Below are 15,692 nucleotides of genomic sequence, written 5' to 3'. Positions count from 1 at the left end.
TAGACCTTGCCAAAGGCCATTTGGCAAGGTCCTTCCAGGATGACGGTAATTAAAGGAGGTGCACGGTTGACACAACCCCATCTTTCCACAAAACAGACGAACAAAGGGCGCCCACGGCGGTTTCAGTTAAAGCTCAAGCACCAAAAATACGTGTTCGTCTATTCATGTCTGTTGATCCCTCTTGTTTTCTACGCTTGCATTCGCCTATTCCCGACCTTTTTCACGTTTAATGTCAGTTTCCGAGAGTGGGACATTCTTTCCCCCGAAGACCCTGCTTTCATCGGTTTGGAAAACTACAGAGCGCTGTTTGAGGACGAAGTCTTCCTCAAATCGCTGTACAACACGTTCCTTTACATTGTGTTAGGCGTCTTAGGCCAACTCGTGTTCGGTTTCGCAGTCGCCCTTCTCTTACATAGAGTTCGCCTTTTTTCCGGTTTGTTTCGAACGATTTACTTCATTCCGTACGTGACGAGCATTGTTGCCGTGAGCTGGGTCTTTCAATGGCTTCTAATGGAGAACGGATTCGTTAACGATATCCTGGTGAACATGGGGATGGACCCTCAGCCTTTCCTCAATTCACCCGACCAGGCCATTTTCGTCATCATCGGCGTCATGATCTGGCAAGCCCTCGGTTTCCAGATGGTCATTTTTCTCGCCGGTTTGGAAAACATTCCACAGCTGTACTACGAGGCAGCCGTGATCGATGGCGCCAGTGCGTGGCAGAAATTGCGATATGTCACCCTTCCCCTCCTCAATCCGACGATTGTCTTTTCAGCCGTAATTGGCAGCATTAATTTTATTCAAGTCTCTTTTACACAAGTCATCAACATGAGTTCTGACGGCATTGGCGGTCCTCTCCACTCCACCATCACCGTTGTCGTGTACATTTATCAACTGGCGTTCAGGCAGTTTGACATGGGGATGGCAGCGGCTGCGACGGTACTGTTGTTCCTGTTTATCCTCGCCCTGACACTGTTTCAGATGAAAGTGTTGACCAAGAAATTTGATTACTAGGGGGGAAGAAACGGTGTACCGGTCTACCGCAAGCAACCTACTGACTTACACTTTACTCTCGATCGGGGCTGTCGTAATGGTGTTTCCGTTCATCTGGATGTTTTCAACGTCGTTAAAGTCTCCAATGGACGTTTACACATTGAACCTCATTCCCGAACACCCGACCTTGGAAAACTACAAAACGATCATGGAAGAGAGTGCCTTTTTGAGGTGGTTTTTGAACAGTATCGTCATCGCCGTCTTGACGACCGTAAGCGTCACGTTTTTTGACACACTGGTCGGCTACATTATTGCGAAATTTCGCTTTGTCGGCAGATCCATCATTTTTATCGCGATACTGAGTACGCTCATGGTGCCGACAGAAATGCTGATTATCCCCTGGTACATGATGAGCACCGAACTGGGCTGGACAGACACGTACTGGGGCATTCTCTTTCCCGGTCTCATGACTGGATTCGGAGTGTTTTTAATGAAACAGTTCATGGAAACTATCCCGGACGACCTTCTCAATGCCGCGCGCATTGACGGCATGAACGAGTATATGATTTTCTTTAAAATTGCGGTTCCACAAGTGTGGTCAGCCCTTTCGGCTTTGGCCATCTTTACGTTCCTCAGCAACTGGAATGCCTTCTTGTGGCCGCTAATCGTGATCGAGTCCCCCGAGCTGCGGACGTTGCCCGTCGGCCTTTCCTTTTTCGCTTCCAGCGAAGTCAAGTCCCAATGGCATCTGATCATGACGGGCGCAACCGTGACGGTCGTCCCTCTACTCGTCGTATTTTTCATTTTGCAGCGGCACATTATCAAAGGCATTACATTGACGGGGATGAAGTAATAGCGAAACACCAATTGTCAACAGCGGGGAAATCGAGTACAATAAAGAAAGACGTAGGATCGGTCGCACATTGGGTGTATCGGATGACGCGATACAAGTGGAAGGAGCGGTTAACAGTGTCTTCGACTGAACAAATGATACAAGTGCAAGAAGTACTGGATAAATTGCGCCCCTTTATTCAGGGTGACGGCGGCGATGTGGAACTGGTAGACGTAGAGGACGGCGTCGTCAAAGTAAGGTTGCTCGGAGCGTGCGGAAGCTGTCCTGCTTCCACGATTACGCTGAAAGCCGGCATCGAGCGCGCACTCATGGAAGAAGTGGAAGGTATTAAGGAAGTCGAACAAGTGTTGTAAATCGCATCGACGACAGCTCCTGGATCAGGAGCTGTTTTTGGTTATCCCTTTTCCTCTACCCACCATTCGCGTACGTACAGCTTGTCGGGTCGAAAATGTTCCCCCTTCACCCCGTGCAACCGGTCGTTTACAAAATAGAGCATTTTCGGACGCACGAGGGGATTAGGGGCATTTCTTCAACAAACTGCTCGTTCCATTGGAGCATGATCCGTTCCCGCTCCTTTCCTTCTGCCTCGGCAGCTTCTCTCAGCAGCGTTGTCAGTTGATTCGTCGACAAGCTCGTCCACTGTCGCAAGTCGTCTTCTTCCCACCAGTCGAGGAGGGCACGCGATTCGACTCTCACCCAGTCCGTCATTAAGAACAGGTCGGCGTCTCCCGTTTGAACAGCTTTGGCCAGTTTTGACACATGGTCATGCTCGACGAGTTCCACTGTCAGTCCGGCTGCTTCCCACTGGTTTTTCAACTGAGCTGCCAACCCATCCCGCTCCACCCATTGGGACGTGAAGTGTAAACTTAGTTCCTCTTCTCTGAGTGCCTTCAGCGCCTGTTCCACCTCATCCTTTTTCGCCCGCTCAACTTGCATCCCCCGCGGTGTGTCGATTTTTTCGCCGAACCCTTTTAACCACTGTTTGACAATTTGCTGTTTGTCAATCACGTGTCCCATTTGAGCCCGGAGAGTAGCATCTTGCCACAAGTCTTGCATTGGATTAAAGGCAACATAGTGAAAAACGTCTCCCGTTTTCTGCAGGGGGGACACGTCTAACCCATCGCGTACCGCTGGAGCGTTCGTCGCATCCATTTGGGGCAAAACGTCCAGTTTCCCCTCTTTAAACTGCGTCACAGCTTCCTCTAACGTCATCGTGCGACACGTCACTTCGTCGAGAGACGGTGCTTCATCCCAATACTGGCTGAACCTTTCCAGTTCGATGACGGATTTCTCCGACCTTTCGGCCATGCGGTACGGCCCAGTTCCGATCAAGTGTGTCGTTTCCGGCTCACCGTCAGAACTTGCGTGAAGGTGACGGGGAACAATCGGAATTTGCAACAGTTCAGTGACCGAATCTGGGGCCTCGTCCAGTTGAAAGGTGAGTGACGGCGCCTCGCCTTCGGTTAGTGTAATGCCTTGAATCGTTTTGACCTTTCCAGATCGAACGTCTTCGACGCCGGCAATCGCTTGGACGAGTCGACGGTACGACCCGTTGTAATTCGGGTCTGCCAACTTGTGGTACGTATAGAGGACGTCATCGGCCGTCAACGGCTCGCCATCGTGCCACTTGACACCCTTTCGCAGAGTGACGCTCACTGTCCCAGCCTGTTCGTCCATTTGCCACGATTCAGCCAGCACGTTTTTCGTCGTTCCGTCTGGCTGCCTTTCCACGAGGGGTTCATAGATGAAAGACAGTACAGTTTCCGTTGCTTCGTTTTCCGGTGTAAGGGGCCGAATGGAACGCGGGACATCGTTATACAGCGGAATGCTGATGGAACCGCCTGTCCGGGGATTGCTCTTTTCAACTTGGGCGCTGACGGCAGACCCGTGCTCCCTGTGGACCCACCAACCGCCCCACAAGAGCAAACTGCTTGACCAAACAAACACACTGGCGACGATCAACAACAGTTTCTTTCGCTCGTCCATTGTGTTCTCTCCTTAACGTAACGTTACCACATTGTATGCTTGTCCAGCAGACGAGTATGACTCACTGACCCGAAATGCACTCCCTTCAGCCGACTTCTTCAGTGCACAAAAAAACCCGGTGTCACCCGGGATGGTGCATTTAAGACGACGGTGAGTCATTGTACAAGTGGCACGCCGTCCAGTGGTTCGGTTTAATTTCTTTCCACTCGGGAGCTGCTTCGGCGCAAATGGTCATGGCGTGGGGACAGCGGGTGCGAAAACGGCAACCGCTGGGAGGGGTGATCGGACTCGGCACATCGCCTTCCAGTATGATGCGCTCCCGCTTTTTCTCCACGTGCGGGTCCGGAATTGGGATCGCTGACAGTAGCGCTCGGGTGTAAGGGTGGAGCGGGTCTGCGTACAACACTTCGCTTTCCGCCACTTCCACTAAATGGCCTAAGTACATGACCCCTACCCGGTCGCTGATGTGCTTGACCATGGACAAATCGTGGGCGATAAACAAATACGTCAATCCCTTCTCGCGTTGCAACCGGCGCATCAAGTTGATGACCTGCGCTTGAATCGAAACGTCCAGCGCGGAGATCGGCTCGTCGGCGATGATGAATTCGGGTTCGACGGCCAGTGCGCGGGCGATACCGATCCGTTGCCGCTGCCCGCCGCTGAACTCGTGCGGGTAACGGCTCAAGTGTTCAGGGTTGAGCCCCACGATCTCCAACAGCTCTTGCACCCGTTTTCTCCTTTCAGATTTACTCCCCACTAACCGATGGATGTCCAACCCTTCGGCGACAATGTCTTCCACGGTCATGCGGGGATTCAGCGACGCGTAAGGGTCTTGAAAAATCATTTGCACCTCGCGGCGGAACTGTTGCATCTGTTGGCGGTTTTGCCCGTGAACGTCACGCCCTTTAAACAGTACTTTTCCCGCTGTCGCGTCATAAAGCCGGATAATGGTGCGGCCGATGGTCGACTTTCCGCAACCCGATTCGCCCACGAGGCCGAACGTCTCCCCTTTGTGCACGTGAAACGACACATTGTCCACGGCGCGGAGATTCTCGCCTCTTCCGACGCGAAAGTATTTTTTCACCTTCTGCACTTCGAGAATGCGCTCCCCGCTCATCTCGTTCCTCCTCCCGCGACAGCCGCAGGCGGCTTGACATTAGGCGCCATCGGATGTTCCAACCAGCACGCAACACTGTGTCCCGGCGATACTTCTGTATCCACCGGCATCTCCTCCTGGCACACTTTCATCGCGTGGGGCAGCGCGCGGCAAACGGACAGCCTTTGGGAGGGGAGATGAGATCTGGTGGCGTTCCCGGAATGGCCACCAACTCGTTGGCCCGGTCACTGTCCAGACGGGGCACGGACGTCAACAACCCCCACGTGTAAGGATGTTTCGGATCGTAAAAAATCTCCTCTAGTGTTCCCGTTTCCACGATCTTTCCGGCGTACATGACGGCCACCCGCTGGGCGACGTTGGCCACGATGCCGAGATCGTGCGTGATGAGAATGATGGCCGTGTCAATTTTTTTCTGCAACTCGACCATTATGTCGAGTATTTGTGCTTGAATCGTCACGTCGAGGGCGGTGGTCGGTTCGTCGGCGATGAGAATTTTCGGCTCACAGACGAGGGCGATGGCAATCATGACCCGCTGGCGCATGCCACCGCTAAATTGGTGCGGATACTGCTCTGCTCTCTCTTTGGCATTCGGAATCCCTACGCGTCTCAACATGTCCACGGCACGGGAAAACGCTTGTGCTTTACTCACCTTCTGGTGTCTCATCAGGACCTCTACAATCTGTTTGCCGACTGTCATCGTCGGATTGAGGGACGTCATCGGGTCCTGGAATATCATCGATATTTCCGCTCCGCGGATGGATTGCATCTCTTTCTCTTTCAGTTTCATCAAGTCTTTTCCTTCAAACAGAACCGACCCGCCTTTATAACGCCCCGGCGGTGTCGGCACTAAGCGCATGACACTCTGGGCCGTCACGCTTTTGCCACATCCCGACTCGCCCACGATGGCCAACGTCTCTCCCTTGTCCAATTCAAAGGAAACTCCCCGAACAGCCTGAACCTCGCCGGCGTACGTCTCAAACGAAACGCGCAAATCGTTCACTTCCAACATTTTTCTCATCCCCATCACCTCACTTTCTCATTTTCGGGTCGAACGCATCCCGCAGCCCGTCACCCAACAAGTTGAACCCGAGCATCAAGAGCGCAATCACTGTCGAAGGAATGAGGACTTGATACGGATAGAAACGCATTTGTCGAAAGCCTTCGTTCACCATCACTCCGAGGCTCGTATTGGGCGGTTGCAGACCCAAGCCGATAAAACTGAGGAACGCTTCAAAAAAGATGGCCGTTGGAATGGTAAACGTCAGATTGACAATAATCGGTCCCAAGGCGTTCGGCATTAAGTGCTTCCAGATGAGGCGCTTGTGGCTGGCCCCCAGCGTCCGGGCCGCCATGATAAATTCCTGGTTTTTCAACTTGAGGATCTGGCCGCGGACGATCCGCGCCATCGGCACCCAACCAGTGATAACCATGGCCAGGGCAATGGCCACAATGCCCGCTTCTAAAATCATCATCATTAAAATAATGACAATTAAGTTGGGAATTCCGACTAAAATCTCGATAATCCGCTGCATGACGTTGTCGACCCGGCCGCCGTAATAGGCGGAAATGCCGCCAAACGTAACGCCGATGATTAAGTCGAGGAAGGCCGCCAAGAAAGCGATAAACATCGAGATGCGCGTCCCTTCCCACACCCGGGCAAACATGTCGCGTCCGAGGTGATCCGTTCCGAAGTAGTGTTCGCTGCTGGGAAAGTGGTTCGTCTTCATAACGTCTTGTTCGTAATACGTGTACTCCGTCATGTAAGGCCCGAAGACGGATAAGAGGAACAGCGCACACAAAATCGTCAGACCGAATACGGCGCCGCGGTTCCGCTTCAGCTGGTTCCACCCGTCTTTGAACAGAGAAGTCGGAGGTCTTTCGATGCGTTCTCGTTCCCCGTAAGTGATGTCAGCAGGCTGAAAGTCTTCTGAGTTGTACACGCGCGGTTGGGTTTCCATCTTATGCCTTCACCTCCGACAAGCGAATGCGCGGATCGATGACGCCGTACAGAACATCTGTTATAAAGATCGTCAGAATAAAGAGGGCGCTGTAAAATATGGTCACGCCCATGATCACTGTCAAATCTTTGGCCAGTATGGACGTCACAAACTGTTCGCCGATGCCAGGAACCCCGAACATCTGCTCGATGACGAGTGAGCCGGTGACAATGTTAATCGCGATCGTCCCTAACACCGTGACCGACGGAAGCATCGCATTGCGTATCGTGTGCTTCCACACGACTGCCGAAGGGGACAACCCTTTCGCCTTCGCTGTCTTGATGTAATCCTGTCCGAGTACTTCGATCATCTCCGTGCGCATAAACCGCGCCAGCATGGCGATAACCGTGCCAGACAACGTTAACGTCGGCAAAATCGTGTACTCAAACCCCTCCCACAGGGCGACGGGCAACCAGCCGAGTTTCACCCCGACAAAATACGACAAAAACGCCGCCAACACAAAATTGGGCAGTGACATGCTGAGGATGGCCACGGCCATGGAACTGTAGTCGATCCACGTATTCTGTCGCAAACCTGCCAGAATCCCCAACGCGACCCCGACAACAGTCCCAAAAATGAGAGCTTGTACACCGAGTTGGGCAGACGGTCCGATGCGCTCTGCGATGATCTGATTCACGCTGCGCCCTTCGTATTTAAACGACAGCCCTAAATCTCCCTGTGCGAGATCACCCAAATAGCGAAAGTACTGCACTGCCAGAGGGTCGTTTAATCCGTAGTGCTCCTCTATTCTCTCTCTCATCTTTTCCGGCAGTTTCGCTTGGTTTTGCAGAGGCGACCCTGGCAGAAAGTGCATCGTAAAAAACGTCGCCGTGACGACGACCCAAAAAGCGACGATCATGTACACAAAACGGGTCAGGATAAAACGTCCCACCGTCTCACCTCTCTTATAAAATGTAAACACTTACAGTGCGGTTAGAGTTTGTGTGAGACAGACGAAGGTATATGCCGCACATGCGACATATACCTCCTTTCCACACTGTCTCTATTGCCCAGCTCACTGTTCTTTACCGGAAATGTAGGCCCACTTAAAGCTCCACTCAGGCCCGTAAGGATGGTGATACAACTCTTTGACGTATGGTTGCCACAAGTAACCTTGTCCGCGGAAGTACACGGGAATGATCCCCGCGTCTTCAATCAGCAGCGGCTCAGCGTCGAGCAAACGCTGCATCCGCTCCGCAGGGTCATTGGACGTCATGGCGAACTCGATGGCGTCGTCGTAGTCTGGATTGCTCCAATCTCCGTCGTTGTACGGTCCGTCCGTAATGAACAGATCCATGAACGACAGCGGGTCGTTGTAGTCAGCTCCCCACCCGCTGAGAACGAGCTCGAATTTGCCTTCACGGGACAAATCGAGGCGCGATGCGAACGTTTGCTGATTGATCTTCAGCTCGAGACCGAGATTTTTGCGCAATTCTTCTTGCATGAATTCCGCCGATCGCCGCGCTCCTTCCGTATCGTCTGTCAAATACTCAACGGCCGGCGGTTCGTCGAGGCCAAGTTCTTTGAGACCTTCTTCAAACAGCTGTTTCGCTTCTTCCACCGTGGCGGCAGGTTTGAGATCGCCGTTCGCTTCCCGGAACGTCTGCCCTTCAGGTCCGGGCATTTCCGGCGGAACGAGGCCGTATGCGGGGACCGACCCGTTGTTTAAAATCACTTCTGCGTGGGCTTCTTTGTCGAATGCACTCGCGATCGCCTTGCGAATCTTATCGTTGGCCAAAAACTCGTTGTTCATGTTCGGCACGATGTAAAACAGAGTGTACTCCATTCTTTCCTGGTAGTCTTCACGGTCTTTAAACTGGGAGACGTAATCAGAGGTTAATCCCTGGGTGCGGTCGATTTCACCCGATTCATACAAGTTGACAGACGTCGACGTCTCTTTCACGACATTAACCGTGATTAAATCCAGCTGAACGTTTTCGGCATCCCAGTACTGCTCGTTTTTCGCCAGTTCCCAACCGGCTTCGTGTTCCCAGTTTTGCAGGACAAACGGACCGTTGTACAGCAAGGCGTCGTCCTCTTTGGCGTAATTGTCGCCCTGTTCTTCAACAAATTCCTGTTTTTGCGGCAAATAGGTCGCAAACGCCGTCAGGGAGAGAAAGTACGGTACAGGCCGCTCCAGTTCAACTTCTAACGTCTTGTCGTCAAGGGCTTTCACCCCGACGTCGTCCGCTTCTGCTTCGCCGGCGTTGTACGCTTCCGCATTTTTTATGTAATACAAAATAAAGGCGTACTGCGAAGCCGTCTCGGGATCTAATGCCCTTTTCCAAGCGTACTCAAAGTCGTGGGCCGTCACCGGTGTGCCGTCACTCCAGTTGGCGTCACGCAGTTTGAATGTGTATGTCAGGCCGTCTTCACTCACTTCCGGTTCGCCCTCAGCCATCCCCGGAACGGGCTCATTGTTCTCGTCCAAGCGCATCAATCCCTCGTTCACGTTGTTCAAAATCGTGAACGACACCGAATCCGTAGACTTGGCACTGTCTAAGTCCGGCGGTTCCTGATTCTCCGTGATGTGCAACTCCTGAACTTCATCGGGAGCTCCTTCTTCCGACGTGGCCGTGTCGCCTTCAGACGTTCCTTCGTCGGCCGGATCACCAGACGTCCCGCCGCTGCCACAGGCGGCCAGTGTAAGACTCGTCACCATCACGAGGGAAAACATGAGGATGAGCCATTTGCTTCTTTGCATCAAGTCGACCCCCTTAAATGTATTTAGTTATGGCAAATTGCCGATAACCCTAAAAACACGCTTCTACTCCGCAAATGCAAAGCGAGCTGCGGCTGGAGAAAGGAATGCGTTCGGAAGGAATATGATCCCGAATTTCGAATGTGGATAACATCAGCTATTTCTAGCATTACCCACATGGAAACAAACAGTAAAAGTGGAAACTAAACTTGTCCTTTCGATGGGGTTTCTTGTTCTTGGGATACACTTTCCCCCTCCCCACACAAGCGGGCTCGGTTATTTCCATGTAAAAGTTTGGATAGGCATTATTGTAGGAGAACCACCCGTTCTTCCATGCGCCGCCAACTGTACTCATTTTGGAAGGCTGCCGCGATTTTTAGAATGACTTGGCGACTGCGATAGATGATCGTACCAGGGACATGGAAAAACTCCTTACGAAATCGTGCAATGGTATAGCGGCGATGAACCGGTTCACAGCAGTCCATCTTAAAACGCTCGAATACATTGTAGGCCAACAGCTTCAGCAACAGATCGATTTCATTGGCTTTAAACGAATCTGTCGGAATACGGTGAATCGAAAAGCCGTGCTTCACTTCTTTGATGTAGTTCTCCATGCACGCGCGCTGATTGTAAAAACGCCAAATGTCGATGGGCTCCCAATCCAAATTGGTCACGATTGCTTCGTAATCCCAAAGAAAGTCGAATTGGAGTTGATCACCATCGTAGCGTTCGGCTTTCCTGATGACGACCACCATTCGAGCCTTTTTCCAAGAAGTGGCTTTGTACACTAAACAAAGGCCTTCGATGATGACGTCTCCGTCCACATAGCGTTTCCAATGAGGACATTTGGCGACTTCTTTGGCTAACCGATGCGTCCATTTGAGTTTGCCAACGTAGCCGATCTGTTTGCCTTCCCAAAAACTATAGAAGGTTTCGCCGCCGAATCCTTTGTCGAATCGGGCATACTTGACTTTACACGATTTAGGAAGACGTTGAAGGGTTTCCTTCGCGAAAGTATGGGCATTGCGGGAACAATGCGTATTGCCTGAACGCAGTTCGGCATTAAGGTAAAGACGGGACTTTCCTTCAAAGGCGATGAGTGGTTGGAAGCTTTTACGTCCGGGCTTTTGAGCGTTTGTCCCAACTTCGGCCCCTTCCTGATTCCCGTACACCGTCTCAACGGTGGAATCGAGGTCGAGAATGCATTCGTCGGATAGGCAGGGAGTGATGAGATCAAGGTTTAATGCCTTCAAGTCCCGACGGATCGTGGGCATGGAGACAGCAGCGCGGCACAGTTCTTTATACAAAAGAGTGTGATGGGGACAACGTCCACCTAAAAAACGACGTACCAGCGAATCGTCTCGCAATGAGCGGAAATGGAATATACGTTCGCAACCCAGTAGCCATCCGACTAAAAGGTACATCAAGATCTTGAAGAACGGAAAAAGCGTATTCCGGCCTTTCCCGCAACCTATCTGACGAAAAGCGTCTTCCAGTTTGATTTTTTCAAGGTACGCAAGCAAGGGTTTACTCCCTGCGTGTGAGGTTGCATTCTTTAGCGTGAATTCTGTTTTCATTTTGGCGATGTTTGTGGTAGACTTCACCTAACGGGTGCCCCTCTCTTTGGGTTTTGTTGTTCGTTCAAACACCATTATACCAAGGATTGGAGCACCTTTATTACTGGATCAAGCAACTTTACTTTCGAAATTCAGGATGATACAAAAGTTTAACTCGCGTTACATTTCATTATATACAAATAGTATGAAATTGAAAAGGTAATTTTTTTACCGAAAAACGAGAATATGTTCCGGCTATTTATACTTTTATACTATAAAGTTTTAAAATCTCAATGTGTATTTATTTTCGATATAATGAATATAGTGAAACACGGGAAAGGACGACACACATGAACACACACAGACAGTTTGTCCTCTCTTTGATCGCCATCACGTCCCTCTCTGTCATTCTGTCCCTCATCGGTGCGGACAGCTGGGTCACCGTAAGCAATCGCCTCTTTTTGCTCGGCATGGCGTCACTCGTGTTGGCTGCATTGATCTTTTTGTTCTCCAGTGACTTCGGTTTTGTAATCGGCCAAGGGATGCACCTTCTGTTTAAGGACAAACCCTTACAAAAGCCTCCTCTGCCAAAGACAGGCACTCACAAGCGGGTGGGGCTCATCCTCACGTTGTTCACTGCCGGTGTCGCCGACGTCATCCTGTCCGTCCTAATGATTTTGCTTTTGTACTAAAAACTGCCACACAGTTCGCTCCACTTTGTCTAAATGGCGAAACATGAGCTGCTCTGCCTGCTCGCGGTTTCGCTCGCGAATGGCCTCATAGATCGCTTGGTGCTCTTTAAACAACTGCTTCGCTGAAGAAGAGTCAGCGTACAGCCACAGGCGTCGGCTGTCTCCCATGTTGGCCGTCATCGTTTCCGCCACAGTGTTCATCAAATGCTGTAACATGCCATTGGCACTCGCTTTGGTCACAGCCAAATGAAATTGTACGTCTGCCCGTTCCCCGACGGCTTCGTCGTCAAGGTGCTCTTCCATGTCCGACAGCGCCGCCCGCATGCGGGCCAAATCCTCTTCGGAGCGGCGTTCGGCCGCTGCCCCCGCTGATCCGACTTCGAGAAACTTGCGCACTTCTAGCAGGTCGCGGATCTCTTTGGGATTCATCAGAACGGCCGTCGAAATGGCGTGGCTGATCACAGTGCGGTCATAGGAACGCACGAACGTTCCCTCTCCTTGCCGCATTTCCAGTAAACCTTTCGCTCGGAGAGCACTGAGGGCCTCCCGCACGGCGGATCGCCCTACGCCAAACTGTTCCGCGAGGGTTTGTACGGACGCCAGTTGATCGCCCGGTTTTATTTCCTTTTCTCTAATCATTTTTTCAATTTGTTCCGCGACTTCTTCATAAATTTTTTTTGGCTTCACGCGCTGGAATGCCATCGTTAGGTACACCCTATCTATTTTTAGTGATCCGGTCATCAGATGACCATATTTATGTTATACTGGAAATTGAACGATTATTCAACGAAAAATCGCCAGCCTCCCTTTGTCGTGCCGTTAGTTGGATGGGGGAATAGGTTCGTCTTTAGAGCGCTCTCATGAAGCCCGATACTAGCGGTCGGCAGGGATATTGGCGCAAAAATCAGTGTGGTTCCCTTTGCGCCGGCAGCAGATTAAGCAATGGAGTGAAAATATGAGCAAAGGGGTTGGCAGCACGTATAAACGAGTAAAAGGAGGAATCGGCACGGTGCTCGATCGCAGTGTCAAACGTGAGCTGGCTGCCATCGTCGGAAGCGAGTACGTGTTGGACGACACGGAGGCACGGCTCACCCACTCGTACGACGCGACCCCGATGTATCAGGCGATGCCCGACGGCGTCATTTTCCCGGGAAATGCCGAGGAAGTCCGCGCCGCGATGAAAGTGTTGAGCCGACATCGCATCCCGGTCGTAGGGCGGGGGTCCGGCAGTAACCTCTCAGCCGGCACGGTTCCCGTAGAGGGAGGGGTCGTCATGGTGTTGACACGCATGAACCATCTTTTAGAAATTGACGAAGAGAACTTGACCGCGACCTTCCAGCCGGGCTTGATTACAAAAAGCTTGCACGAAGCAGTAGAGGCGCGCAACTTGTTCTACCCGCCTGATCCCGGCAGCATGGTCATCTCTACCCTCGGGGGCAACATCGCCGAATGTGCTGGCGGCTTGCGCGGCTTGAAGTACGGTACGACCAAAGACTACGTCATCGGGCTGGAAGCGGTGCTCCCATCCGGTGACACCCTCAGAACAGGCGGCAAGCTGACGAAAGACGTAGCCGGTTACGACTTAACGAAGCTGCTCGTCGGCTCTGAAGGAACGCTCGCCATCATTACGGAAGCGACGGTGAAACTGCTCCCCTACCCGGAAAGCAAACAGGTGATGATCGCTTACTACCCTGACATGTACGACGCCGCCCGCTCTGTCTCACGGATCATCGCCTCGCGCATCATCCCGTCGACACTGGAGTTTATGGACAATGCCACGATCCGAGTCGTGGAAAATTTCGCCCGCATCGGTCTGCCCACTGAGATGGAAGCGATTCTGCTCATTGAACAGGACGGTCCGGCGAGCATTGTCGAACGGGACGTCGAACGCATGGCCGCCATCTGCCGCGAAGAGAAGGCTGCAGACGTCATCGTCGCCGATTCGACAGAAAGGGGAGAAGAGCTGATGGCGGCCCGGCGCAGTGCCCTGTCCGCCCTCGCCAGACTGAGACCGACGACGATACTGGAAGACGCCACCGTTCCGCGCTCTCAAATCGCGCCCATGGTGGAGCAGATCAACCGTATTGCCGACAAATACCGTTTAGACATTTGCACGTTCGGTCACGCCGGAGACGGCAATTTGCACCCGACGTGTATGACAGATGCCCGCGACCGCGAAGAAATTGAGCGCGTAGAACAAGCGTTTAACGAAATATTTGCCGCTGCCCTCGACTTGGGCGGAACCATTACAGGGGAACACGGCGTCGGCTTGGCCAAGGCACCGTACCTGGAGTGGAAAGTTGGAAAAACCGGCATCGAGGTCATGAAAGGGATTAAACGGGCGTTTGACCCCGATAATCTCATGAATCCCGGGAAACTGTTTGCCAAAGAGACGCGGAGAAGGGTGGTGGTCGATTCATGTGCGCAACTGAACACGACGCAACAAACGTGACAAAACGGGACACGCAGCAAGAGTTTCAACTCAAATTGAACGAAGACGAATTGACGAACTGCATGCGCTGCGGCTTTTGCCTGCCAGCTTGTCCCACTTACCGCGAAACCGGGATGGAAGCCGCTTCCCCCCGTGGACGCCTCGCGTTAATGAAAGGCGTATACGACGGTGTGATCGAACTGGAACCGTCCGTTGTCGACCAGCTGGACCTCTGTCTCGGCTGCCGCGCCTGTGAAACAGCTTGCCCGGCAGGCGTGCAGTACGGACAGCTCTTGGAACAGGCCCGAGACGCCATTCAAACGGTCCATCCCCTACCCTGGCCCATTCGACTCCTGCGCCATCTCGTGTTCAAACAGCTGTTTCCCCATCCACGGCGCACGCGTTGGATGGGCGGCTTACTCGCGTTTTATCAAAAGAGCGGGCTGCAGTGGATGGTGCGAAAGAGCGGACTTTTGCGCTTATTTCCAGAGCACTTGCGCCAAATGGAAGCCATTTTGCCCCCGGCCAGCGGACGAGGAGTCCGGCATTACACACGTGAACGCGTTTCGGCGGCAACCGCTCAACCTAAAAAGAAAATCGGCTTGTTCCGGGGATGTGTCATGGACATCCTGTTTACCGAAACAAACTGGAATACAGCTAAATTGCTCGCCGCCGCCGGTTACGACGTCGTCGTGCCGGATACCCAGACGTGTTGCGGTGCTTTGCAAGCACACAGCGGGGAAACCGACAGTTCGAGGGAGCTGGCAAAGCGCAACATTCGAGCGTTTAAGGAAGCAGGAGTCGACGTGGTGGTGGCCAATGCCGGGGGCTGCGGAGCGTCGCTCCTCGAGTACGTCCACTGGTTGAAAGACGAACCGGAATGGCGGGAAGAGGCCGCCTGGTTCAGTGAACGACTGAAAGACGTGAGTGAAGTCTTATGGGAAGCGATGGACGCGCTACCCCTCGGTTCACTTCCGGAGCGCATCACGTACCAGGATTCGTGTCACCTTCGAAACGGGATGAAAGGGAGTCACGCTCCCCGCAAGTTGCTGCAGGCTATCCCGGGAGTTGAGTACGTCGAGTTGTTCGAATCAGACCGCTGTTGCGGATCGGCCGGTATATACAACTTGACGCAGCCGGAGATGTCCATGCAACTGTTAGACGAAAAAATGGCGCACGTACAAAAGACCCGGGCCGACATTTTGGCCACAGCCAACCCCGGCTGCCTGTTGCAAATGAAACTCGGCATCCACAAAGCTGGGCTGGACGGTCAGATGCGCGCGATGCACGTCGTCGACGTCCTCGCGGAAGCGCTGGACGCACATGAACGCCAAAACGGCACACGGGTCTCCTAACATACGGGAGA

13 protein-coding genes and 1 pseudogene are annotated in these 15,692 nt (G+C 52.6%); 6 read left to right on the top strand and 8 right to left on the bottom strand.

Annotation, left to right across the window (positions count from 1 at the left end):
* Positions 1 to 66: 66 nt before the first annotated feature.
* The 3 genes from B0W44_RS08965 to B0W44_RS08955 all read left to right on the top strand — a co-directional run bounded on the left by B0W44_RS08965 (position 67) and on the right by B0W44_RS08955 (position 2,199).
* On the top strand, positions 67 to 1,014 hold the full coding sequence (locus tag B0W44_RS08965) for a carbohydrate ABC transporter permease (RefSeq protein ID WP_228441616.1): 948 nt from the start codon (positions 67 to 69) through the stop codon (positions 1,012 to 1,014).
* A 13-nt stretch (positions 1,015 to 1,027) separates the two neighbouring features.
* Entirely contained in the window at positions 1,028 to 1,846 is an 819-nt protein-coding gene (locus tag B0W44_RS08960; RefSeq protein WP_228441615.1) for a carbohydrate ABC transporter permease, read from the top strand.
* Between the two features lie 83 nt (positions 1,847 to 1,929).
* Positions 1,930 to 2,199: a NifU family protein gene (locus B0W44_RS08955; protein ID WP_077719765.1), complete on the top strand. Its 270-nt coding sequence runs from the start codon at positions 1,930 to 1,932 to the stop codon at positions 2,197 to 2,199.
* 127 nt (positions 2,200 to 2,326) lie between these two features.
* On the opposite strand, the gene B0W44_RS08950 is transcribed toward B0W44_RS08955, so the two are convergent.
* The 7 genes and pseudogenes from B0W44_RS08950 to B0W44_RS08920 form a co-directional block, all read right to left on the bottom strand.
* A complete protein-coding gene (locus B0W44_RS08950; protein WP_077719764.1) occupies positions 2,327 to 3,832 on the bottom strand; it encodes an ABC transporter substrate-binding protein in 1,506 nt (501 codons plus the stop codon).
* Positions 3,833 to 3,971: 139 nt separating this feature from the next.
* A complete protein-coding gene (locus B0W44_RS08945) occupies positions 3,972 to 4,949 on the bottom strand; it encodes an ABC transporter ATP-binding protein (protein WP_077719763.1) in 978 nt (325 codons plus the stop codon).
* Positions 4,946 to 5,967: pseudogene (locus tag B0W44_RS08940) on the bottom strand (ABC transporter ATP-binding protein). Before B0W44_RS08940 ends, B0W44_RS08945 begins: the two are co-directional and overlap by 4 nt.
* 10 nt (positions 5,968 to 5,977) lie before the next feature.
* A complete protein-coding gene (locus B0W44_RS08935; RefSeq protein WP_077719762.1) occupies positions 5,978 to 6,907 on the bottom strand; it encodes an ABC transporter permease in 930 nt (309 codons plus the stop codon).
* A 1-nt stretch (position 6,908) separates the two neighbouring features.
* Positions 6,909 to 7,838, bottom strand: a complete 930-nt coding sequence (locus B0W44_RS08930; RefSeq protein ID WP_077719761.1) for an ABC transporter permease — start codon at positions 7,836 to 7,838, stop codon at positions 6,909 to 6,911.
* Between the two features lie 123 nt (positions 7,839 to 7,961).
* Positions 7,962 to 9,650 (bottom strand): peptide ABC transporter substrate-binding protein, encoded by a 1,689-nt coding sequence (locus B0W44_RS08925; protein WP_077719760.1) that lies wholly within the window; start codon positions 9,648 to 9,650, stop codon positions 7,962 to 7,964.
* Between the two features lie 302 nt (positions 9,651 to 9,952).
* Positions 9,953 to 11,224, bottom strand: a complete 1,272-nt coding sequence (locus B0W44_RS08920; RefSeq protein WP_077721187.1) for an IS1380 family transposase — start codon at positions 11,222 to 11,224, stop codon at positions 9,953 to 9,955.
* A gap of 329 nt (positions 11,225 to 11,553) precedes the next feature.
* On the opposite strand from B0W44_RS08920, the gene B0W44_RS08915 reads away from it, so the two are divergent.
* Complete coding sequence (locus B0W44_RS08915) at positions 11,554 to 11,895, top strand: hypothetical protein (RefSeq protein ID WP_077719759.1); 342 nt, start codon at positions 11,554 to 11,556, stop codon at positions 11,893 to 11,895.
* Here B0W44_RS08915 and B0W44_RS08910 read toward each other — a convergent pair.
* On the bottom strand, positions 11,872 to 12,597 hold the full coding sequence (locus tag B0W44_RS08910; RefSeq protein WP_077719758.1) for a FadR/GntR family transcriptional regulator: 726 nt from the start codon (positions 12,595 to 12,597) through the stop codon (positions 11,872 to 11,874). The genes B0W44_RS08915 and B0W44_RS08910 overlap by 24 nt on opposite strands.
* Positions 12,598 to 12,904: 307 nt before the next feature.
* Here B0W44_RS08910 and B0W44_RS08905 point away from each other — a divergent pair, with 307 nt between their 5' ends.
* Both B0W44_RS08905 and B0W44_RS08900 read left to right on the top strand, forming a co-directional pair.
* The gene (locus B0W44_RS08905; protein ID WP_077721308.1) at positions 12,905 to 14,347 is read left to right on the top strand and encodes an FAD-binding oxidoreductase; all 1,443 of its coding nucleotides are present in this window, start codon (positions 12,905 to 12,907) and stop codon (positions 14,345 to 14,347) included.
* Complete coding sequence (locus tag B0W44_RS08900; RefSeq protein WP_077719757.1) at positions 14,314 to 15,681, top strand: (Fe-S)-binding protein; 1,368 nt, start codon at positions 14,314 to 14,316, stop codon at positions 15,679 to 15,681. The genes B0W44_RS08905 and B0W44_RS08900 overlap by 34 nt, the downstream gene beginning before the upstream one ends.
* Positions 15,682 to 15,692: the final 11 nt, after the last annotated feature.

Origin of the sequence: Novibacillus thermophilus (genome assembly GCF_002005165.1) — a bacterium.
Taxonomy (GTDB): domain Bacteria; phylum Bacillota; class Bacilli; order Thermoactinomycetales; family Novibacillaceae; genus Novibacillus; species Novibacillus thermophilus.
The sequence above is the reverse complement of the archived record's forward strand: the minus strand, read 5'-3'. Positions and strand labels throughout refer to the sequence as shown.

Bases quoted from the DNA above. Each gene is read 5' to 3' on its own strand.
- B0W44_RS08955 (WP_077719765.1), top strand. From the start codon at position 1,930: ATGACGCGATACAAGTGGAAGGAGCGGTTAACAGTGTCTTCGACTGAA.
- B0W44_RS08950 (WP_077719764.1), bottom strand. From the start codon at position 3,832: ATGGACGAGCGAAAGAAACTGTTGTTGATCGTCGCCAGTGTGTTTGTT.
- B0W44_RS08910 (WP_077719758.1), bottom strand. From the start codon at position 12,597: ATGGCATTCCAGCGCGTGAAGCCAAAAAAAATTTATGAAGAAGTCGCG.
- B0W44_RS08935 (WP_077719762.1), bottom strand. From the start codon at position 6,907: ATGGAAACCCAACCGCGCGTGTACAACTCAGAAGACTTTCAGCCTGCT.
- B0W44_RS08945 (WP_077719763.1), bottom strand. From the start codon at position 4,949: ATGAGCGGGGAGCGCATTCTCGAAGTGCAGAAGGTGAAAAAATACTTT.
- B0W44_RS08900 (WP_077719757.1), top strand. From the start codon at position 14,314: ATGTGCGCAACTGAACACGACGCAACAAACGTGACAAAACGGGACACG.
- B0W44_RS08915 (WP_077719759.1), top strand. From the start codon at position 11,554: ATGAACACACACAGACAGTTTGTCCTCTCTTTGATCGCCATCACGTCC.
- B0W44_RS08920 (WP_077721187.1), bottom strand. From the start codon at position 11,224: ATGAAAACAGAATTCACGCTAAAGAATGCAACCTCACACGCAGGGAGT.
- B0W44_RS08925 (WP_077719760.1), bottom strand. From the start codon at position 9,650: ATGCAAAGAAGCAAATGGCTCATCCTCATGTTTTCCCTCGTGATGGTG.